The 16726-nt window shown below is 41.9% G+C and carries 14 protein-coding genes; 9 read left to right on the top strand and 5 right to left on the bottom strand.

The window, feature by feature from the left end; genetic code table 11:
* Nucleotides 1–185 precede the first annotated feature (185 nt).
* The 3 genes from A7968_RS04125 to A7968_RS04115 are packed head-to-tail and all read left to right on the top strand — an operon-like array spanning nucleotide 186 to nucleotide 2096.
* Nucleotides 186–1028, top strand: coding sequence for an alpha/beta fold hydrolase (locus A7968_RS04125; RefSeq protein ID WP_064665285.1), 843 nt, complete (start codon nucleotides 186–188; stop codon nucleotides 1026–1028).
* 50 nt (nucleotides 1029–1078) lie between these two features.
* Nucleotides 1079–1666: a DUF1287 domain-containing protein gene (locus A7968_RS04120; RefSeq protein ID WP_064665284.1), complete on the top strand. Its 588-nt coding sequence runs from the start codon at nucleotides 1079–1081 to the stop codon at nucleotides 1664–1666.
* A 25-nt stretch (nucleotides 1667–1691) separates the two neighbouring features.
* The gene (locus A7968_RS04115) at nucleotides 1692–2096 is read left to right on the top strand and encodes a DUF1801 domain-containing protein (RefSeq protein WP_064665283.1); all 405 of its coding nucleotides are present in this window, start codon (nucleotides 1692–1694) and stop codon (nucleotides 2094–2096) included.
* Between the two features lie 64 nt (nucleotides 2097–2160).
* On the opposite strand, the gene A7968_RS04110 is transcribed toward A7968_RS04115, so the two are convergent.
* Nucleotides 2161–4341 (bottom strand): OsmC domain/YcaO domain-containing protein, encoded by a 2181-nt coding sequence (locus tag A7968_RS04110; RefSeq protein ID WP_064665282.1) that lies wholly within the window; start codon nucleotides 4339–4341, stop codon nucleotides 2161–2163.
* A gap of 371 nt (nucleotides 4342–4712) precedes the next feature.
* Between A7968_RS04110 and A7968_RS04105 the strand changes: the two genes are divergently transcribed.
* Both A7968_RS04105 and A7968_RS04100 read left to right on the top strand, forming a co-directional pair.
* Nucleotides 4713–5147 carry an Xre family toxin-antitoxin system antitoxin gene (locus A7968_RS04105; RefSeq protein WP_064665281.1) on the top strand — a complete coding sequence of 145 codons (435 nt, stop codon included), beginning with the start codon at nucleotides 4713–4715 and terminating at the stop codon, nucleotides 5145–5147.
* Nucleotides 5147–5620, top strand: a complete 474-nt coding sequence (locus tag A7968_RS04100; protein ID WP_064665280.1) for an RES family NAD+ phosphorylase — start codon at nucleotides 5147–5149, stop codon at nucleotides 5618–5620. The genes A7968_RS04105 and A7968_RS04100 overlap by 1 nt, the downstream gene beginning before the upstream one ends.
* A gap of 137 nt (nucleotides 5621–5757) precedes the next feature.
* On the opposite strand, the gene A7968_RS04095 is transcribed toward A7968_RS04100, so the two are convergent.
* Together A7968_RS04095 and A7968_RS04090 are read right to left on the bottom strand one after the other, a co-directional pair.
* A complete protein-coding gene (locus A7968_RS04095; protein WP_064665279.1) occupies nucleotides 5758–7140 on the bottom strand; it encodes a Na+/H+ antiporter NhaC family protein in 1383 nt (460 codons plus the stop codon).
* A gap of 307 nt (nucleotides 7141–7447) precedes the next feature.
* Complete coding sequence (locus A7968_RS04090) at nucleotides 7448–8350, bottom strand: AraC family transcriptional regulator (protein ID WP_064665278.1); 903 nt, start codon at nucleotides 8348–8350, stop codon at nucleotides 7448–7450.
* A 188-nt stretch (nucleotides 8351–8538) separates the two neighbouring features.
* Here A7968_RS04090 and exaC point away from each other — a divergent pair, with 188 nt between their 5' ends.
* The 4 genes from exaC to A7968_RS04070 all read left to right on the top strand — a co-directional run bounded on the left by exaC (nucleotide 8539) and on the right by A7968_RS04070 (nucleotide 12477).
* Nucleotides 8539–10059, top strand: a complete 1521-nt coding sequence (gene exaC, locus A7968_RS04085) for an acetaldehyde dehydrogenase ExaC (protein WP_064665277.1) — start codon at nucleotides 8539–8541, stop codon at nucleotides 10057–10059.
* A gap of 148 nt (nucleotides 10060–10207) precedes the next feature.
* Nucleotides 10208–11710: a S41 family peptidase gene (locus A7968_RS04080; RefSeq protein ID WP_064665276.1), complete on the top strand. Its 1503-nt coding sequence runs from the start codon at nucleotides 10208–10210 to the stop codon at nucleotides 11708–11710.
* A 58-nt stretch (nucleotides 11711–11768) separates the two neighbouring features.
* Complete coding sequence (locus tag A7968_RS04075) at nucleotides 11769–12203, top strand: GFA family protein (RefSeq protein WP_227008970.1); 435 nt, start codon at nucleotides 11769–11771, stop codon at nucleotides 12201–12203.
* 76 nt (nucleotides 12204–12279) lie between these two features.
* Nucleotides 12280–12477 (top strand): CPXCG motif-containing cysteine-rich protein, encoded by a 198-nt coding sequence (locus tag A7968_RS04070; protein WP_064665275.1) that lies wholly within the window; start codon nucleotides 12280–12282, stop codon nucleotides 12475–12477.
* A gap of 73 nt (nucleotides 12478–12550) precedes the next feature.
* Here the strand turns inward: A7968_RS04070 and A7968_RS04065 are convergent, their stop codons facing one another.
* Together A7968_RS04065 and A7968_RS04060 are read right to left on the bottom strand one after the other, a co-directional pair.
* Complete coding sequence (locus A7968_RS04065; protein WP_084448008.1) at nucleotides 12551–13549, bottom strand: alpha/beta fold hydrolase; 999 nt, start codon at nucleotides 13547–13549, stop codon at nucleotides 12551–12553.
* 150 nt (nucleotides 13550–13699) lie between these two features.
* Nucleotides 13700–16660, bottom strand: coding sequence for a TonB-dependent receptor (locus tag A7968_RS04060; RefSeq protein WP_064665274.1), 2961 nt, complete (start codon nucleotides 16658–16660; stop codon nucleotides 13700–13702).
* Nucleotides 16661–16726: the final 66 nt, after the last annotated feature.

Raw genomic sequence — 16726 nt, 5'->3', positions numbered from 1 at the left:
AGCCTAAGCAATTGCTTGGGCTTTTTTGTAAAGAATAAAGCTGTTGCTGTTTATGGGAATGAACCGACAATCGATAATTAAAGAAATTAAGCGAAGCGAGCTTGAAATTAGGCTGTTGCTCAGTGAGCATTTTACCTCCAACAGTTAAACCTAAGCTAAAATGTAAAATGTAAAAGGAAAATGCAATGCAGTTAAGATCTCTAGGTGTTAATACTAATACCTTCTTGTTACTCGCTCTCTCTTTATTGTTTGCTGCAAATGTTAAAGCAGCATTTGTGAAAGTGGGAGAGTTTGAGTTGCAATATGAAATAGCAGGTAGTGGTAAGCAAATTGTTGTTTTGGAGGCGTGTGGTAGCGCAGGGCTAGATGATTGGAACTCGGTTTTTAGTTCCATAGCTGAACAAACGAAGGTTATTCGATACTCGCGTGTTGGTAATGGTAATTCAACCGCAATTAAAAGGCATTTCACTTCAATGGAATATGCTGATCATCTTAGTGAGTTTTTGTTGGCGCTGGATATTTCAGAGCCGATAGTACTGGCTGCACATTCTTATGGCGGCAGTGTTGCGCGAGATTTTGCCGCAAAATACCCACAGCAACTGAATGCTTTACTCATGCTCGATCCTTCTTCTGAGCACGATGTAGATATACTGCGTGCCATAAATTTAGAGCAGGGTAATAAAGAAATCGCGCAAATAAAACTAAGTGATATGGAAAATGGGATGTCGAATCAATATTTAGATTTTTGGAGTAAACGGCCCTTACCAGACTATCCGCAGATTAAAGATATACCTGTCACCGTTATTGCGTCAGTACGCAAAGTGGCTGAACCGAGTAATTTGTTTTTTACAGACAAGGGCCGAATGATGTGGGGGGAGATGTGGCAGAATTGGGCTGCTGAATTTCCTCAAGGGCGCAGTGTATTAACAGAAAAAAGCGGTCATTTTATTCAAAATGATGAGCCCATGCTGGTGCTTCGAGAGTTAAAGCGACTAATGAAGATACTGGATGAGAATAAGCAGCCATGACTGTATAGCTATTGAAGTTTAAATAGCGTTAAAATTTACAAGGAATGACTATGACTTATGTACTTTGGTTTTTGCTGTTATTGTTTTCTGCTTATAGTTATAGCAACTCATTTACTGATGACTTGGTTAACGCTGCAAATGATAGAACAACACAAAACGTGCGTTATGACGGCGCTTATCACCGCATTGCTTATCCAAACGGTGACGTACCTGCCAATATTGGTGTGTGCACTGATGTAATTATTCGAAGCTATAGAGCTCTAGGGGTTGATTTACAAAAATTAGTGCATGAAGATATGCGCGATAACTTCTCTTCTTATCCTTCAAAAAGAATATGGGGGTTAACTAAGCCCGATAGCAATATTGATCATCGCCGAGTGCCAAACTTACAAACCTTCTTTAAACGCCATGGCACAATGCTCCCTATAACTAATAATGCTGATACCTATAAAGCGGGCGATATTGTTACATGGATGCTGCCGGGTAATTTGCCACATATTGGTATCGTGGTAGATACATACGCAGTAGATAACAAAACGCCGCTTATTGTGCATAACATAGGGGCAGGGCCGCAGCGTGAAGACGTGCTGTTTCGCTATAAAATTACCGGGCATTATCGGTATCAGCTATCAGAGTAAATGCTTTTTAAGCAAGGGTGATCACATGGATGAGCAAGTAAAACAAAAGTTTACGACTTACCCTTCACAGGTTGTAGTTGTCTTAAGTGAAGTTCGAGAGCTTATATTCCGTGTTGCAAAGCAAGATGGCATCACCGAGCTTGAAGAAACTTTAAAGTGGGGGGAACCGAGTTATATTTCAAAAATAGGCTCGACCATTCGTTTTGATCACAAACCAAAATCAGCTGGGCAATTTTGTATTTACTTTAACTGTAAAACTAAACTGATTGAAACATTCAAAGAGCTTTATGGCGATACGTTTATCTATGAGGGTAACCGTGCTTTGGTGTTTAAGCTCAATCAAACGCTACCAAGTAAAGAGCTCGCGCATTGTATATCGCTGGCTTTGCGCTATAAAAAAATAAAGCACCTGCCATTGCTAGGTGCTTAAATAAAATGGGTTGCTTGCGCGCTATAAAGAGCAAAAGCGCGAGTTTATCTCGCGCTGACACTCTTTATTTGGCTCTTGCAGCGCGTGCGGCGTGTAGCTTTTTATAGCTGTCAATTAAACGCTGATGACGCTCTAACCCTTCAAGTTGCATGTTAGTAGGGGTTAAACCGTAGAACATCACATCACCATTGATTGAGCCGACTACTGCATCCATTACTTGTTGGCCAAACATACGGGTGAAGCTGTGAATGTAGTCTTCAATCTCTAAATCATCACTAAGCGCAACTTCTAGTGTCGCGTGCATTGCTTGATAAAACAAGCCGCGTTCAACGGTGTTATCGTTAAACTGCAAGAAGGTCTCAACCAGTTCCATGGTCGCTTCTAAATCACCCAGTGCTAAATAAATAAGCAATTTAAGCTCAAGAATGGTTAATTGACCCCATACCGTGTTTTCGTCAAACTCAACGCCAATTAAGGTAATAATATCAATATAGTTATCAAGTTGGCTGTCTTCTAAGCGCTCTACTAAATCGGCAAGTTGATCTTCATCTAAACTATGTAGGTTTAAAATATCTTCGCGGTATTTAAGTGCTTTGTTGGTGTTATCCCAGATCAAATCTTCTACTGGGTAAACCTCTGAATAATCAGGCACTAAAATACGACACGCTGTGCCTAGGTCTGAAAACTCAGCAATGTAGGCTTCTTTACCTAAATCTTTTAAAATACCGAAAAGGCTTGCGGTTTCTTGTTCGTTAGTGCCTGAGAAATCCCACTCAACAAATTCATAATCGTGCTTCGCACTGAAAAAACGCCATGAGATCTTACCGGTAGAATCAATAAAGTGCTCAACAAAGTTTTCAGGCTCTGATACAGCCATGCTGTTAAAAGTGGGTTTTGGTACGTCATTTAAGCCTTCAAAGCTACGACCTTGTAACAACTCGGTTAAACTTCGCTCTAGGGCGACTTCAAAACTTGGGTGGGCACCAAATGAAGCAAATACGCCACCGGTTTTCGGGTTCATTAAAGTTACGCACATCACGGGGAATTGCCCGCCGAGGGATGCATCTTTCACAACTACTGGAAAGCCTTGCTCTTCTAAGCCTTTAATACCGGCAACAATACCCGGATATTTAGCAAGCACTTCTTCTGGTACGTCTGGCAGTACTAGTTCTTGCTCGATAATCTGGCGTTTAACGGCGCGCTCAAAAATCTCAGATAAACATTGTACTTTGGCTTCGGCAAAGTTATTACCGGCGCTCATACCATTACTTAAAAATAAGTTTTCAATCAGATTTGATGGAAAATACACGGTTTCGCCATCAGAATGGCGAACATACGGGATCGAGCAAATGCCGCGCTCAATATTGCCTGAATTCGTGTCAATAAGATGAGAGCCACACAGTTCATCTTCAGGGTTATAAATGCTCAGCGTGTAGTCGTCTAAAATACCTTGCGGTAGTGAATCATCATCGGTGAGCTGAAACCATTTTTCATTCGGGTAATGCACAAACTCGCTATTGGCAATTTCTTCGCCAAGGAATTGGTCATTGTAGAAAAAGTTACAGTTTAAACGTTCAATAAATTCGCCAAGGGCAGAGCATAATGCGCTTTCTTTGCTAGCGCCTTTACCATTGGTAAAACACATCGGTGATGCCGCATCACGAATATGTAATGACCATACATTTGGTACGATATTGCGCCATGATGAAATTTCAATTTTCATGCCTAACTCGGCCAAAATCGCGGTCATATCAGCAATGGTTTGCTCAAGCGGTAAATCTTTGCCTAAAATAAAGGTGTTATCGCTGCCTTCAGGTTTTGCCATCAGCATCGCTTGTGCGTCATTATCTAAGCTTTCTACTGCGTCAATTTTAAACTCTGGCACAGTTTGAATAACACGTTTAACGGTACAGCGGTCCACCGAGCGCAGGATACCAGTGCGGTCTTTTTCAGAAAGACCTTCAGGGAGTTCAACCTGAATTTGGAAAATTTGGTTGTAACGATCTTCAGGATCAACAATGTTGTTTTGCGCAACACGAATACCATCGGTCGAGATATCTCGGGCATTACAATACACTTTAATAAAGTACGCAGCACACAGAGCTGAAGATGCTAAAAAGTAGTCAAATGGACTTGGCGCAGAGCCATCGCCTTTGTAACGGATCGGTTGATCCGCAATGACTGAGAAATCGTCAAACTTAGCTTCTAATCTAAGATTATCGAGAAAATTAACTTTAATTTCCATTGAGTTGGTCCACCTTCGTGCGCACTAATAAGTAAGGCTTGCAGGTGTTTGCGCCAGACTTTGTCAGTATATTTTCATTTGGCTGCAATTATCCGCTTTTTAGGGGAGTACATACAAGTAATTGTCGCGGTTAATTGGAAAAAGGCGAGAGTTAGCTAGGTTAAAGGTCAAAGTTGTTAGTGTGTTTGAATTTACTCAAAAGAGAGTACTTTACATTAGACTGATACAGAATTAGACAAATTGCATGGTGCGCATGAGATGCAAGAACCCAAGTGGCCATCTCGTTCAGCTATCAGTGAATAGCGTTATGTCACCTTGCTAGTTTTGACACTTGGTATTATAATTAACGACAATTGTCGCTGGAGGTGTTTATGGAAACTTTAGAGTTTGATTTTATAAAAGTAGTGAGTGGTGGGTTAATCACTAACAACTCTAATGCATTAGAAGAAATTACTGTTGCTACTACAGGCTTGAAAGCTTCGTCCATTTTCCTTCTTAGTAAATCGCTTGGATGGGAACAAAAACTAATAGCTAAGACTATTGGTACTACTACGCGGACATTAGAGCGACATGTAAAAGAGCGCAAACGTTTAGGTATTAACTTAAGTCAAAATGCATTGGAAGTTGCACGTTTGTCATCTATAGGTATTTCATACTTTGGTGATGTAAAACGTTGGAATGAGTGGCTGAACACCGCTCATACACAGTTCGATGGCAAAGCGCCAAAAGAATTTTTGCATACTATTCGCGGTCGTGAATTAATTAAGCGGATTATTAATGGGCTAGAGTATGGATTCACTGCCTGATGATTTGTTACAGGATTGCGCCTACTGAACATAACAATGCAAATAACGCACTGTCAGGCATGGGTGGGCTTTATGCAGAAGGTAGATGGCACATGGTTGGTAAACCTGTTGTTTATACAGCAAGTAGCCGCTCCCTTGCAATGCTTGAGAGGTTAGTGAACGACTCTACGGATATACTTAACAAGCAACTATCAGTCACATCGATATTAATACCTGATAAACTGAAAATTAAACGCTTGGTTGTATCTGATCTACCAAGTGACTGGGATGATCACCCTTATATATTAAAAACCCAAATAGTGGGTAGCGACTGGTTAACGAGTATGGGAGAAGCTGTACTGCAAGTTCCTTCGTCTGTTTGTTCAGATGAATATAATTTTATCATAAATCCCGCGCATACTGATGCAGATGAAATAAAATGCGTTGAATGCCAACCATTTAGTTACCCTAAAAGATTGGCTTTAAAACTTTAGTGATTTAGTAAGTGGCTGATTCGAACCACTTACTATCTGGTACAGTGTTGCTTGCTCAATTAGAGTGGCTGTCTAGTTAAATGATGGGTTTATTTTTAACCTTTAACCTTACTAACTTTCCTCTTAAACCTATCTGCTTAAGCAATTACTAAAAACCCAACAAATGCACTTGCTGCTGCGATGAGCGTATAGGGCAGTTGAGTAATAGCGTGACTCATTAAGTTACAGCCTGAGCCTTGCGCTGCAAGTACCGTTGAGTCTGAGTAAAAGCATGCTTGGCTACCAAATGATGATGCTGACAATAGCGCACCTATAACCAGCGGTATATTTGCATCAACCGCCACAGCCAGTGGCATCACAATAGGAATGGTTACCGCAAAAATACCCCAGCTTGAGCCTGTAGCAAACGCCAAAATAGCCATGGCTAAAAACACTACGGCAGGTAAATAGCCTGCGGTCATAAATGGGCTGAGCGATTCAATGACAAACTGTGGTAATAGCAGTTGGTCGCAGACATCTTTAAAAATAAATGCGGCGATCACAGTTCCTATCGCTGGCAACATGCTTTTAAAACCATCGAGCATTTTTTCAATCATTTCGGCAAATGGCATTAGTTTTTGCAGCATATAAAATGGGATCGTCACGGCGAATGTCGCTAATAACCCTTTGTACACGTCGATGTCAAAATACACAGTAAAGGCAACGAGCAATAAAATAGGCAGTAAAAAGTTGTACAGTTTGCCGTGGCTGTCTGCGCTTTCAAAGCTTTCTTCAACGGCTTTGACTGCGTATTCATCGGCTGTTTGCACTTCGTTGTACTGCGCAGGATCGACTTGTGGCTGTTCTTGTATTGCTTGTAATTGAGCTTTTTTCATCGGCCCAAATAAAGGAATAACGCCAAGCACCACTAATGGGACTATTAATACCGCAAACCAAGCATACAACATATAGGGTATGGCTTGAATATACACAGCAATACCTTGGCCTTCACCAGCGATATTGTTATCAACTAATAAGCCGCCAAAAAACACCGCCCAGGTAGACAGCGGCACTAATACACAGATTGGCGCTGCGGTAGAGTCGACCACGTAGGCAAGCATTTCACGGCTGATTTTAAATTTATCAGTAATGCGTTTCATGGTTTCACCCACGGTAAGCGCATTGAGGTAATCGTCGATAAAAATCACGATACCGAGCAAAAAGGTCATGATCAACGATGAGCGTGGGCCTTTACAAAAGCGCAGCGCAAAACTACCAAATGCTGCTGCACCACCGGTGCGCACGAGCAATGCGATTAACGCACCAAAGCCACCACACACTAGAATAAGCCAGCCGATTGTTTCATCGACCATCACTTTTAATGATGCCGCAGCAAAGTTGCTAAGCATTTCAACAGGGTTAAGCATAGCGAGGCCAACAAGGGCACCGATCAGCAAAGATAAAATAGGACGACGTAACACGATCGCCAAAATAACCACCACAATTGGCGGCACAAGACTTAACGCAGAAGGTTCAAGCATTTAAGTGTTCACAAAATAAAAAGCACTTGAGTGATTGGCTCAAGTTACTTAACAAAAACAAAGAATGTTAGCCACATGGCTGATATTCCAAGTCACTGCTTTTGCACGCAATCATTACTGTTGGCTTTCGCGGTGGGATGAGCACAAGTGCGACACAGTAAAGTGCGTTGGCTTGGCGCCAGACGGTGCAGGGGATGCATGCCGCTATTGTTTATGCCGATAAAAACATCAGCGGGAAAGTAATCCGCAATTGCGTTTGAGTCAACAAAAATTTTTAGTTTAGTTAAAAATTCTTAATAGATGAATATTAATGCTTACATTGTTTAGGTGAAACACCAAATTTTTGCTTAAATAAACGGCTAAAGTGGCTGGGGTTGGTAAAGCCAAGATCGTAGCAAACTTGACTTATTTGCTGCCCTGATTGCAGAAGTTGGCGAGATTTCTTTAACCTTAGCTGTTGTTGCCACATGGCCGGAGTTTGCCCAAAGGCGAGTTTGAATTGCTGGTAAAATTTACTACGGCTCATGCAGGCAATTTTACATAAAGTATCGATATCTAAAGTTTGATTAAGATGTTCTTTAATAAAGTGCAGGGCATCAGTTAATGGGCACGCAATAGTTTGTTGGCAATTGGCGAGCATTAAATCGCGGCTTTGTTGTTGTAATAATCGAGTGATTAATTCATTAACCGACAGCTCAATTAAATAATGGCGATCTTGCTCGTTTTCACTGAATAACCCAATCATCCGTTCAAGCAACTGTTGGGTTTGTTGATTATGCTCGGTATGCACCAGCTTTGGAATGTAATGAAAAAAGTCATCGCTGCTTATTTGCTGTTGCATATTTAGCGCGTCAGCTACTTGGCTGATTTTATCGCGGCTAATTTCGATTGCCAAACAGGTGGTAGGTTGCAGCATTGATGCTTCGGGAAAGTCGATTAACACCCCTTGCTCGGGTGCTAATACAAAAGATTGCTGGGGTAAAAACTCTTCATGGTAGTTACTGTCGGCAACGTGCATGATTTTTTTACCGCTGATCATGCCGCAAAATAGCAGTTCACTGGAATGCAGTGCTACTTTTTGTGCATCTTGGTAGGTGTCATAAATGCTCAGCTCGGCGTTGTCTGAGGCAAACGTAATTTTATTTTCGATCAGTACATCAACTGCTTGGCGCTTTTTAGTCAGTTTTTCAGTCAATAACGTGGTATTCATTTTATTTCCTTTAAACACGACCAACAGAGTTTGGACGCACAGACATGTTTTTTGGACAGCTAATCAAGTTTTTATGCCTGTTATGAGCTAATGTCAACAGATGGCGGATAAATAAACAACAATCTCCCGTCAAACTTAGTCAGTTCGATTAAATTAAAAAGCAACATTTTGAATAAAGGATACACACAATGATCTATGCAAATCCTGGCAGCGACGGCGCACTCATTAACTTTAAATCTCAGTATGGTAATTATATTGGTGGGCAATGGGTCGAGCCAGTTAACGGTCAGTACTTTGAAAATATTAGCCCCGTTAACGGTAAGGTATTTTGTAAAATACCACGCTCAGATAAAGCGGATATTGAGCTTGCGCTTGATAAAGCCCACGAAGCAAAAGCAGCGTGGGGCACAACTTCAGTGACGCAGCGCAGCAATATTTTATTAAAAATAGCTGACCGTATTGAGCAAAACTTAGAGTTACTTGCGGTGGCGGAAACGTGGGATAACGGTAAAGCAATTCGTGAAACATTGGCTGCAGATATTCCACTGGCAGCGGATCACTTTCGGTATTTTGCCGGTTGCATTCGCGCGCAAGAAGGCAGCATTGGGGAAATAGACGAAACCACAGTCGCGTATCATTTTCATGAGCCACTGGGCGTAGTTGGGCAAATTATTCCGTGGAACTTCCCAATTTTAATGGCCGCATGGAAACTTGCGCCAGCGCTTGCAGCGGGTAATTGTGTAATATTAAAACCGGCGGAGCAAACACCTGCCTCGATTTTAGTGTTGATGGAGATCGTTGGTGATTTACTGCCTGCTGGCGTGCTTAATGTTGTAAATGGCTTTGGTAAAGAAGCGGGCGAAGCGCTGGCAACCAGCACGCGCATCGCTAAAATTGCTTTTACCGGCTCAACTCCAGTGGGCTCACACATTTTAAAATGTGCTGCGGATAACATTATTCCATCAACTGTTGAGCTCGGTGGTAAATCACCGAATATTTTCTTTAACGATGTAATGGAAAAAGACGATTCCTTCCTAAGTAAAGCCATTGAAGGCGCAGTACTTGCGTACTTTAACCAAGGTGAAGTGTGTACTTGCCCATCGCGACTATTTATCCAAGAAGATATTTACGAGCAGTTTATTGAGCGTATTTTAGAGCGCACATTAAAAATTAAACGCGGTAACCCGCTTGATAGTGAAACCATGGTGGGTGCACAAGCATCAAAAGCCCAATTTGATAAAATTCTCAGCTACATCGAAATTGGTAAAAAAGAAGGCGCACAAGTGCTCACTGGCGGTAATGTAGAGCAACTAACGGATGAACTAAATGGTGGTTATTACATTCAGCCAACACTGTTAAAAGGCACGAATGATATGCGGGTATTCCAAGAAGAGATTTTTGGCCCGGTTATTTCAATGTCGACTTTTAAAGACGAAGCCGAAGCGCTTGAACTTGCTAATAGTTCAGAGTTTGGTTTGGGGGCAGGGGTGTGGAGCCGTAATATGAACCGTGCTTATCACTTTGGCCGCAAAATAGAAGCAGGGCGCGTATGGACCAACTGTTATCATATGTACCCAGCTCATGCTGCATTTGGCGGCTATAAAAAGTCAGGTATTGGCCGCGAAACCCACAAGCTCGCACTTGATCATTACCAGCAAACTAAAAACTTGCTGGTAAGCTACAGCGAAGATCCACTGGGCTTTTTTTAACAGGGACTTAAGCGAAAAACAATTAATTGAGTAATGCAAAGCGTGGCCACTGGCTGCGCTTTTTTGTATAAACTAGTTACATTTTACAGCTGAGTTTGGTTTACTTAAGTATCAGTAAGTTAGAATATAATAATTAAAAAGGATTTAGATGAGAATGGTGATTAAATCGTCCCCTAAGATACTTGTGGTCGTTATGTCTTTAATGGCACAAAATGTTTTTGCACAAGATGATAAAAACAGCTCTTTGCAAAGCTTACCAAGCACCGCTGCGCAGTGGCAAACAACAGCTAAGCAAGATATTGAAGCAGCGTATCAGCAATCAGTTGCCAATCACCCCGGTATGTTTGACAGCCACAACCCTGATTTCCCTAAGCTACTTGAAAGCGCTAAACGAGAAGGATTAGCGCTTGCGAGCCAGATCAATAATGCGCAAGGCTATGCTGCAGCCATCGCGCGTTTTAATACGGTTTTGCAAGATGGTCATGCCGGAGCTGTGGCGCTTTTACCTAAAGAATTAAAGCAACCACGCCGCTGGCCCGGCTTTTCTGCTGTTTGGCGAGGGGATGGCTTAAAAGTGTATTACAGTGAACACTCTAAAGTGAGCAAAGGTGATAAAATAATACGCTGTAATAACACGCCAATTGAGCCATTAATGCGTAAAACCATTTTTACTTTTCATGGTCAAGTTGAGCAGCCTGGCCATTGGTGGCATCACGGGCGGCGCTTACTCGTTGATGATGGCAACCCCTTTTTACCCAAACTTAAAACATGTGATTTTGCCAAAGCGAATGGTTCTACTTACAGTGTGCAATTGAAGTGGACTGAGCGGCCCGAAAGTGTAAAACAGCATTTAGTGAATGCGTATAATGGCGATGAGTTGGCGATCGGACTACATTGGCCAACGGAAGGTATTGCGTGGATAGCCATGCCAACATTTTCTCCCAATGAGCAACAAAAAGCAGATTACCAGCAGCTGTTTGTTGATTTAGCAAAACAGCGCGCCCAGTTATTAACGGCGAAAGCGGTAATACTTGATCTTCGTCATAACCAAGGGGGGTCCTCTTATTGGAGCCTAAAAGTTGCAGAGCAGTTATGGGGGCAACAAGTTGTTACCTATCGTAAAGAGCAAGCGAGCGAAAAAACGCAAGTCTGGTGGCGCGCATCAAAAGACAATACCGAATATGTAGAGTCATTAAAGGTAATATTAAAAGACCAGCTGGAAATGTACGAAATGGTCAAGGAAGTATCTGCAGGTATGCAGCTATCGTTAGATGAAGGTGCGCCGTTTTATGTAGAGAAAAATCAGCCTTCAGAACATAGTGCTGGTGAAGTAACTGGCAGCGATTTTCAAAACAAAGCCATGGTGATTGTTCCAGGACAGTGTGGCAGTGCCTGCCTTGATGCTGTTGACACCTTTAAGCTGTTTGCAAATACAGTGTTATTTGGCGCGCCAAGTAGTTCTGACTCAACCTACATGGAAGTAAGGTTAGTTGATACACCTTCTGGGTTGAGTAAGGTGATCATTCCTAATAAAGTGTATGTCGATAGACCTCGCGCAAACGGATTCTATTATCAACCGGATATCCCATATTACGGACTTGAGTGGACAACTGAGGCTTTACTTGAGCAAGTTAACAGCACTTTAAAATAAGTGCTGTTAATATTATAGCTATTCTATAACAAGCAATATGACGCTAAGGATAAGAGGTATGGCATTTCATAAATTAGGCTCTATGGGTAAGCAACATTTAGGTTCGTGTTTATGTGGCTGCGTGAAGTATGAGCTTTATGGCGATTTTCACTCATTCTTCCTCTGTTATTGCGGTCATTGCCGAAAAGATTCAGGTTCAGCACATGCTGCAAATTTGTTTGCATCTGCAGCAACACTTAACTGGATACAAGGCGAAGCGGAAGTTAAAACTTACCAGCATGCTAACACATTACACAGCAGAAGTTTTTGTCAACACTGTGGGTCTGCACTTCCAACAAAAGTTGAGCAAATGAATTGTATTGTGGTTCCTGCTGGTAGCCTCGACAGCGCAGTTACAATTCAGCCAACGGCTAAAATCTATGTGGGCAGTTGTGCGACATGGGCAAAAAGTTTCAGCAACGTACCTAGCTATGAAGCTCTACCATTGCTATAAAGTAGAGTGTAGAGATAAATATACGGAGTACCTTTATCAATATAAACTTGTAAATTAATAGAGGAAGTTTTAACCGATGAATCAATTAACAGAAAAAACCATCGCATGCCCGTATTGTGGTGAACATATCGAAGTACTGCTAGATCCGGCTGATATAGACCAACAATACATCGAAGACTGTCAAGTGTGCTGTAAGCCGATTAATTTTTTGGTTTTTGAAACGATGGATAAAGAACTCTCTGTCACCGTATTTAGCGATGACGAGAGTTACTAGCTACATGCGGTTTTTAATTGAAGCTACCCTGTGCATAATTAAACTTTAGCCTTGTAGCTTTAAACCTTAACTACTATTTACCTTCCAACGCTTTTATAAACACGGCTTTAAAGCGATCAAAATCTTCAATATGCGGTAAATGTCCTAAATCGGCCAGTTCAAATAGTTCAGCGTTAGGGATTATTGCTGCAGCCGCTTTGCCTAATTTATCGTAACGGCCAAGCTCATAATCAACGCCTAGTTTTTTCCAATTACGGCCAGGGCCGGTTCTATCTCGGGTGCCAATAATTAACTTAACTGGCATAGTGAAATTTTTAAACTCAGTGATCACCGGCTGGGTAAAAATCATGTCGTAGGTTTTAGCATTAACCCACGCCACTTGCTCTTTATCAGGGCCTTGTATTTGGCCAGTAATAAAGTCGGTGAGGGCGGCGTAATCACTATTCCATTTACCATCATAATAGTTCTTTTGTTGGTACGCTTTAACGCCAGCGGGTGTTTTAGCAAGCTCATTTTTATAGAAAAAGTCGGTGTCTTTGTATTGCACATATTGCAAGTAGTTTTCCAGGCCGATGGGGTTAAGCAAAACCAGCTTTTCTGTGGTTTGCGGATACATCAGCGCAAAGCGACTAGCCAGCATCCCGCCCATAGAATGCCCTAAAATAACCGATCTTTTAATATTTAATGACGTCATTAAAGCGTGAGTATGCTGCGCTAAAGCTGCAAATGAAAACTGATAATCGGCTGGCTTTGACGATTTACCAAAACCAATTTGGTCGGGGATCAGCACACCATAGCCTAATTTTTGTAAGTAATTTGCTGTTGCTGTCCAGTAGTGGCCGTTAAAGTTTTTACCGTGGAGTAAAGTAATAACGGGCTTGTCGCCTTTGGCGGGTAAGTAACTGTAGGCCATTTTAAGTTGTTGGCCTTGGGATGAAAAATTATAATATTTAACGTCAAAGTCATAGCTATAGTTACTTAATATAGCATCATATGCGGGAACTTTTTGTGGCGCGGCCAGTAAGTTGCAGGCAAAAAATATGAGCCCTAGTAATACCAATATTTGCTTCATTACTATACTCCATTCATTGTTGCTATAGGCTGTTAGCTTAGCACGGAATTTTTAGGTTTCGTAAGTTAAGTAAAGTTTAGTTAGATTCATTAATGCAATAAAAAGCCGCTTATTGATAAGCGGCTTTCGTAGGGGTGGAGAACCTCTTAGTTAGAATGTATAACGCGCGCCGAGTGTGTAGCGTGGTCCGTACTGACGAGCAAATAAGAACTGCTCTTCATAGCGGCCGTAGCCTTGCTCGGTTTCGTTAGTTAAGTTAATTCCTTCTGCGAATACCGTGACATTTTCTGTCACGTCGTAATTTACACTCATATCCCATTGCGCATACTCTTTAGCATACTGTGGCGGTGCATCAGCTGAGCCTTGTGCTTGGCCTACACCAATTAAGTACGCGTCGCGCCATGCGTAAGTTATTTTGACTGATAAGCCATCCATTTCATAAAATGCTTGAAAGTTAGCTGAATCACTTAAACCAGGTAAAGGGGATTGTTGTACTAAACTGTCACTATCAAATTTAACATCACCGTCAACAACAGTGGCATTCACCCCTACACCAAAGCCCGTTTCACCAAACAAGTGTTGTACGGCAACTTCAAAGCCATCAACCGATTTTGCTTCAATGTTAGAAGGTTGGGTAATGTTCCATACAATCAGTGGATCATTGCTGGTTGGCTCAATTTTGCCCTCAGCATTACCGTTACCATTAGCAAGCATTTGCGCAAAAATAGCATCGCTGGTGGCTTGTTCGCCGCGCGCTTCTACATCTGACACAGCTTGTTGGTAACGAGGACCGTTAAAAATATCGTGCAAACCTTCAATGGTAGTTTCAGTAATGGTTTTTTGAATAAAGTTATCGACATCTTTTTTGAAATAACCAATTGATGCGTAACTGCCTTCGCCATAATAATACTCTAATGATAAATCAAGGTTGGTTGATTCATAGGGTAAAAGGTTAGTATTACCTCGGCCACCAGTACGCGCACCAGGTTTAGGACTACCTGTCAAACTACGGCCACCTGCAAGGTCACCAAGTGGTGCCCGTGACATGGTTTTACCCCAAGATATACGAGAGACTAAGTCATCGGTGATATCTACGCGAATATCAATATTAGGTAGTAATACGTCGTAGTCGCCTTGTTGGGTTAAAAAGTTATCTGTACCACCAGCTTCATATTGCATAATCCATTCTGAGGCACTTTCCCAATTAACTTGTTTTTCTACGCGTTGGCGAACGGTGCTTTCTACATCAGTTTGCTCGTAGCGTAAGCCTGCATTAACTTGGACATAGAAATTTGAAACATCAAATTCCCACTTGGTATTTAGATAAATACTATCGGTTATTTCTTCTACACTGCTTTGGCTGTCGATACCATCAAAGTAAGCATCAGTTGAATAAACATCACCACCCATTACATCTTCTGTTAGATAAGCGAGTTGACGCGCAACGGCTTCATCAAAGTCATAGGTGTAATAGTAATTAGGTTGTAAATCACTACCACCACCAGCAAATGCATCGAGTAAGTCACCGGTATCGTGGCGAGTAAACATGCTGTCTGGGAATATCTCTGTAAACGAAGGGTTAAAACCAGGACCACCTCTAAGGCCACTCCATGCTTCATAGCCGCCAGTGGTTTGTTTGGTTCGTGCTGCGCCGAATTTAATGCTGTTTAAACCAATATCAAAGCTGTCGTTATACCAGGTTGTATCAAGCTGAAGTTGCTTAACTTGTGATTCACCCGGTGAGTGAATAAACTGGCTAAAGTTAGAATCTATTTCACCTGGGCTGAGCTCTGAGGTGCCATTTTTCCAATTTACAAGTGCGCTTGGGATATCGCCAGTGCGATAATCATAAAGTTTATTAACCAGTTGATCAGAACCTAATATAACTTGGCCAGCACTTCCCATGCCTTTATCTGCACCATTATCGGTCTCATTTTTTGAGTCATGATAGTCCAGTTCAATTTCCCAGTTACTGCCAATTTGCCACTCTAGGTTTAAGCCAATTGAGCGGGCTGTTACTTCAGTGGTATTGCGGTTAGCGGTGAATGAAGCGTCATTACCACCAATATCGGCGTATAATGCTGTGCCGTTTTCATCCAGCTCATAGCTATTTATATTGCCACCAAACTCGTTCCAAATACCCCAGCCAATGCTGTTTGAGCCTGTAACCGCTTCGCTTGCTGTATAATCAAGCGTTGCGACAAAGTTATCGACAGGGGCAAATTGCAAGGTTACTTGGCCATTTGTGCGTTCGCGTTGTAGGTCTTCAATACTGTAGTTCATATCTTTAGGGAAGAAGTGATTACCTACACGGTTGCCTTCTGCATCTACAGCGCGAGGGTCTACAAACGTGCCTTCCTCTAAGCTTGGTAAGTCAACGTTAGCTTGCCAGCCTTGAATATTAGCCGTTTGTTTTTGAAAATCACGACGTTGATGTGAAAATGAAAAGCCAACACCAAACATCTCATCCTTAAAAGTATTACTATAAACTGCTGATACTTCAGGCGTTACATCATTGCCTTGCTCATTTGAGCTGTCATAAATAGCTTTAGCAGAGGCACTGAAATGTTGGCCAGGTTGCTGTAGTGGGCGAGTAGTCACAATATTTACTGTGGCACCTAAACCCCCACTTGGAATATCGGCTTTAGCTGTTTTATAGACTTCAAGGGCGCTAACACCTTCAGATGCCAAGTTTTCCATATTAAACGAGCGCGTGTTACCTGTGCCTGGCATCTGGCGGCCATTTAAGGTTATTAAGTTATATGATGGGCCAAAACCACGTACAGTGATTTGGCTACCTTCGCCGTTAGCACGACTCACTGATACGCCGGTAATACGTTGTAATGACTCAGCTAAGTTAGTGTCTGGGAATTTGCCCATTTCTTCGGCTGAAATGGCATCCATTACACCCGTTGCATCGCGTTTTAAATCCATAGCACGAATAAGCGAGCCTTTAATCCCTTTTACTTGGATCACTTCAATATCAGAGCTATCTTTGCTGTTTAAGTTTTGTTCTTGAGCATAAACTGGCGTCGCTGTTGAAATGCCTGCGGCAATGACAATCGAAACCGTTGCTGCAATATGACTTTTTTTAAAATTAATTGTGTTCATAATAGTCTGCTTATATACAAATTTGTTATCTAGGTTGGTAAGTTGTGCTTACCAACCTGTTTAATA

The sequence above is a fragment of the Pseudoalteromonas prydzensis genome (genome assembly GCF_001661495.1).
In the GTDB taxonomy this organism is placed as follows: Bacteria; Pseudomonadota; Gammaproteobacteria; order Enterobacterales; family Alteromonadaceae; genus Pseudoalteromonas; species Pseudoalteromonas prydzensis.
This window is presented reverse-complemented; position numbering and strand designations above follow the sequence as displayed.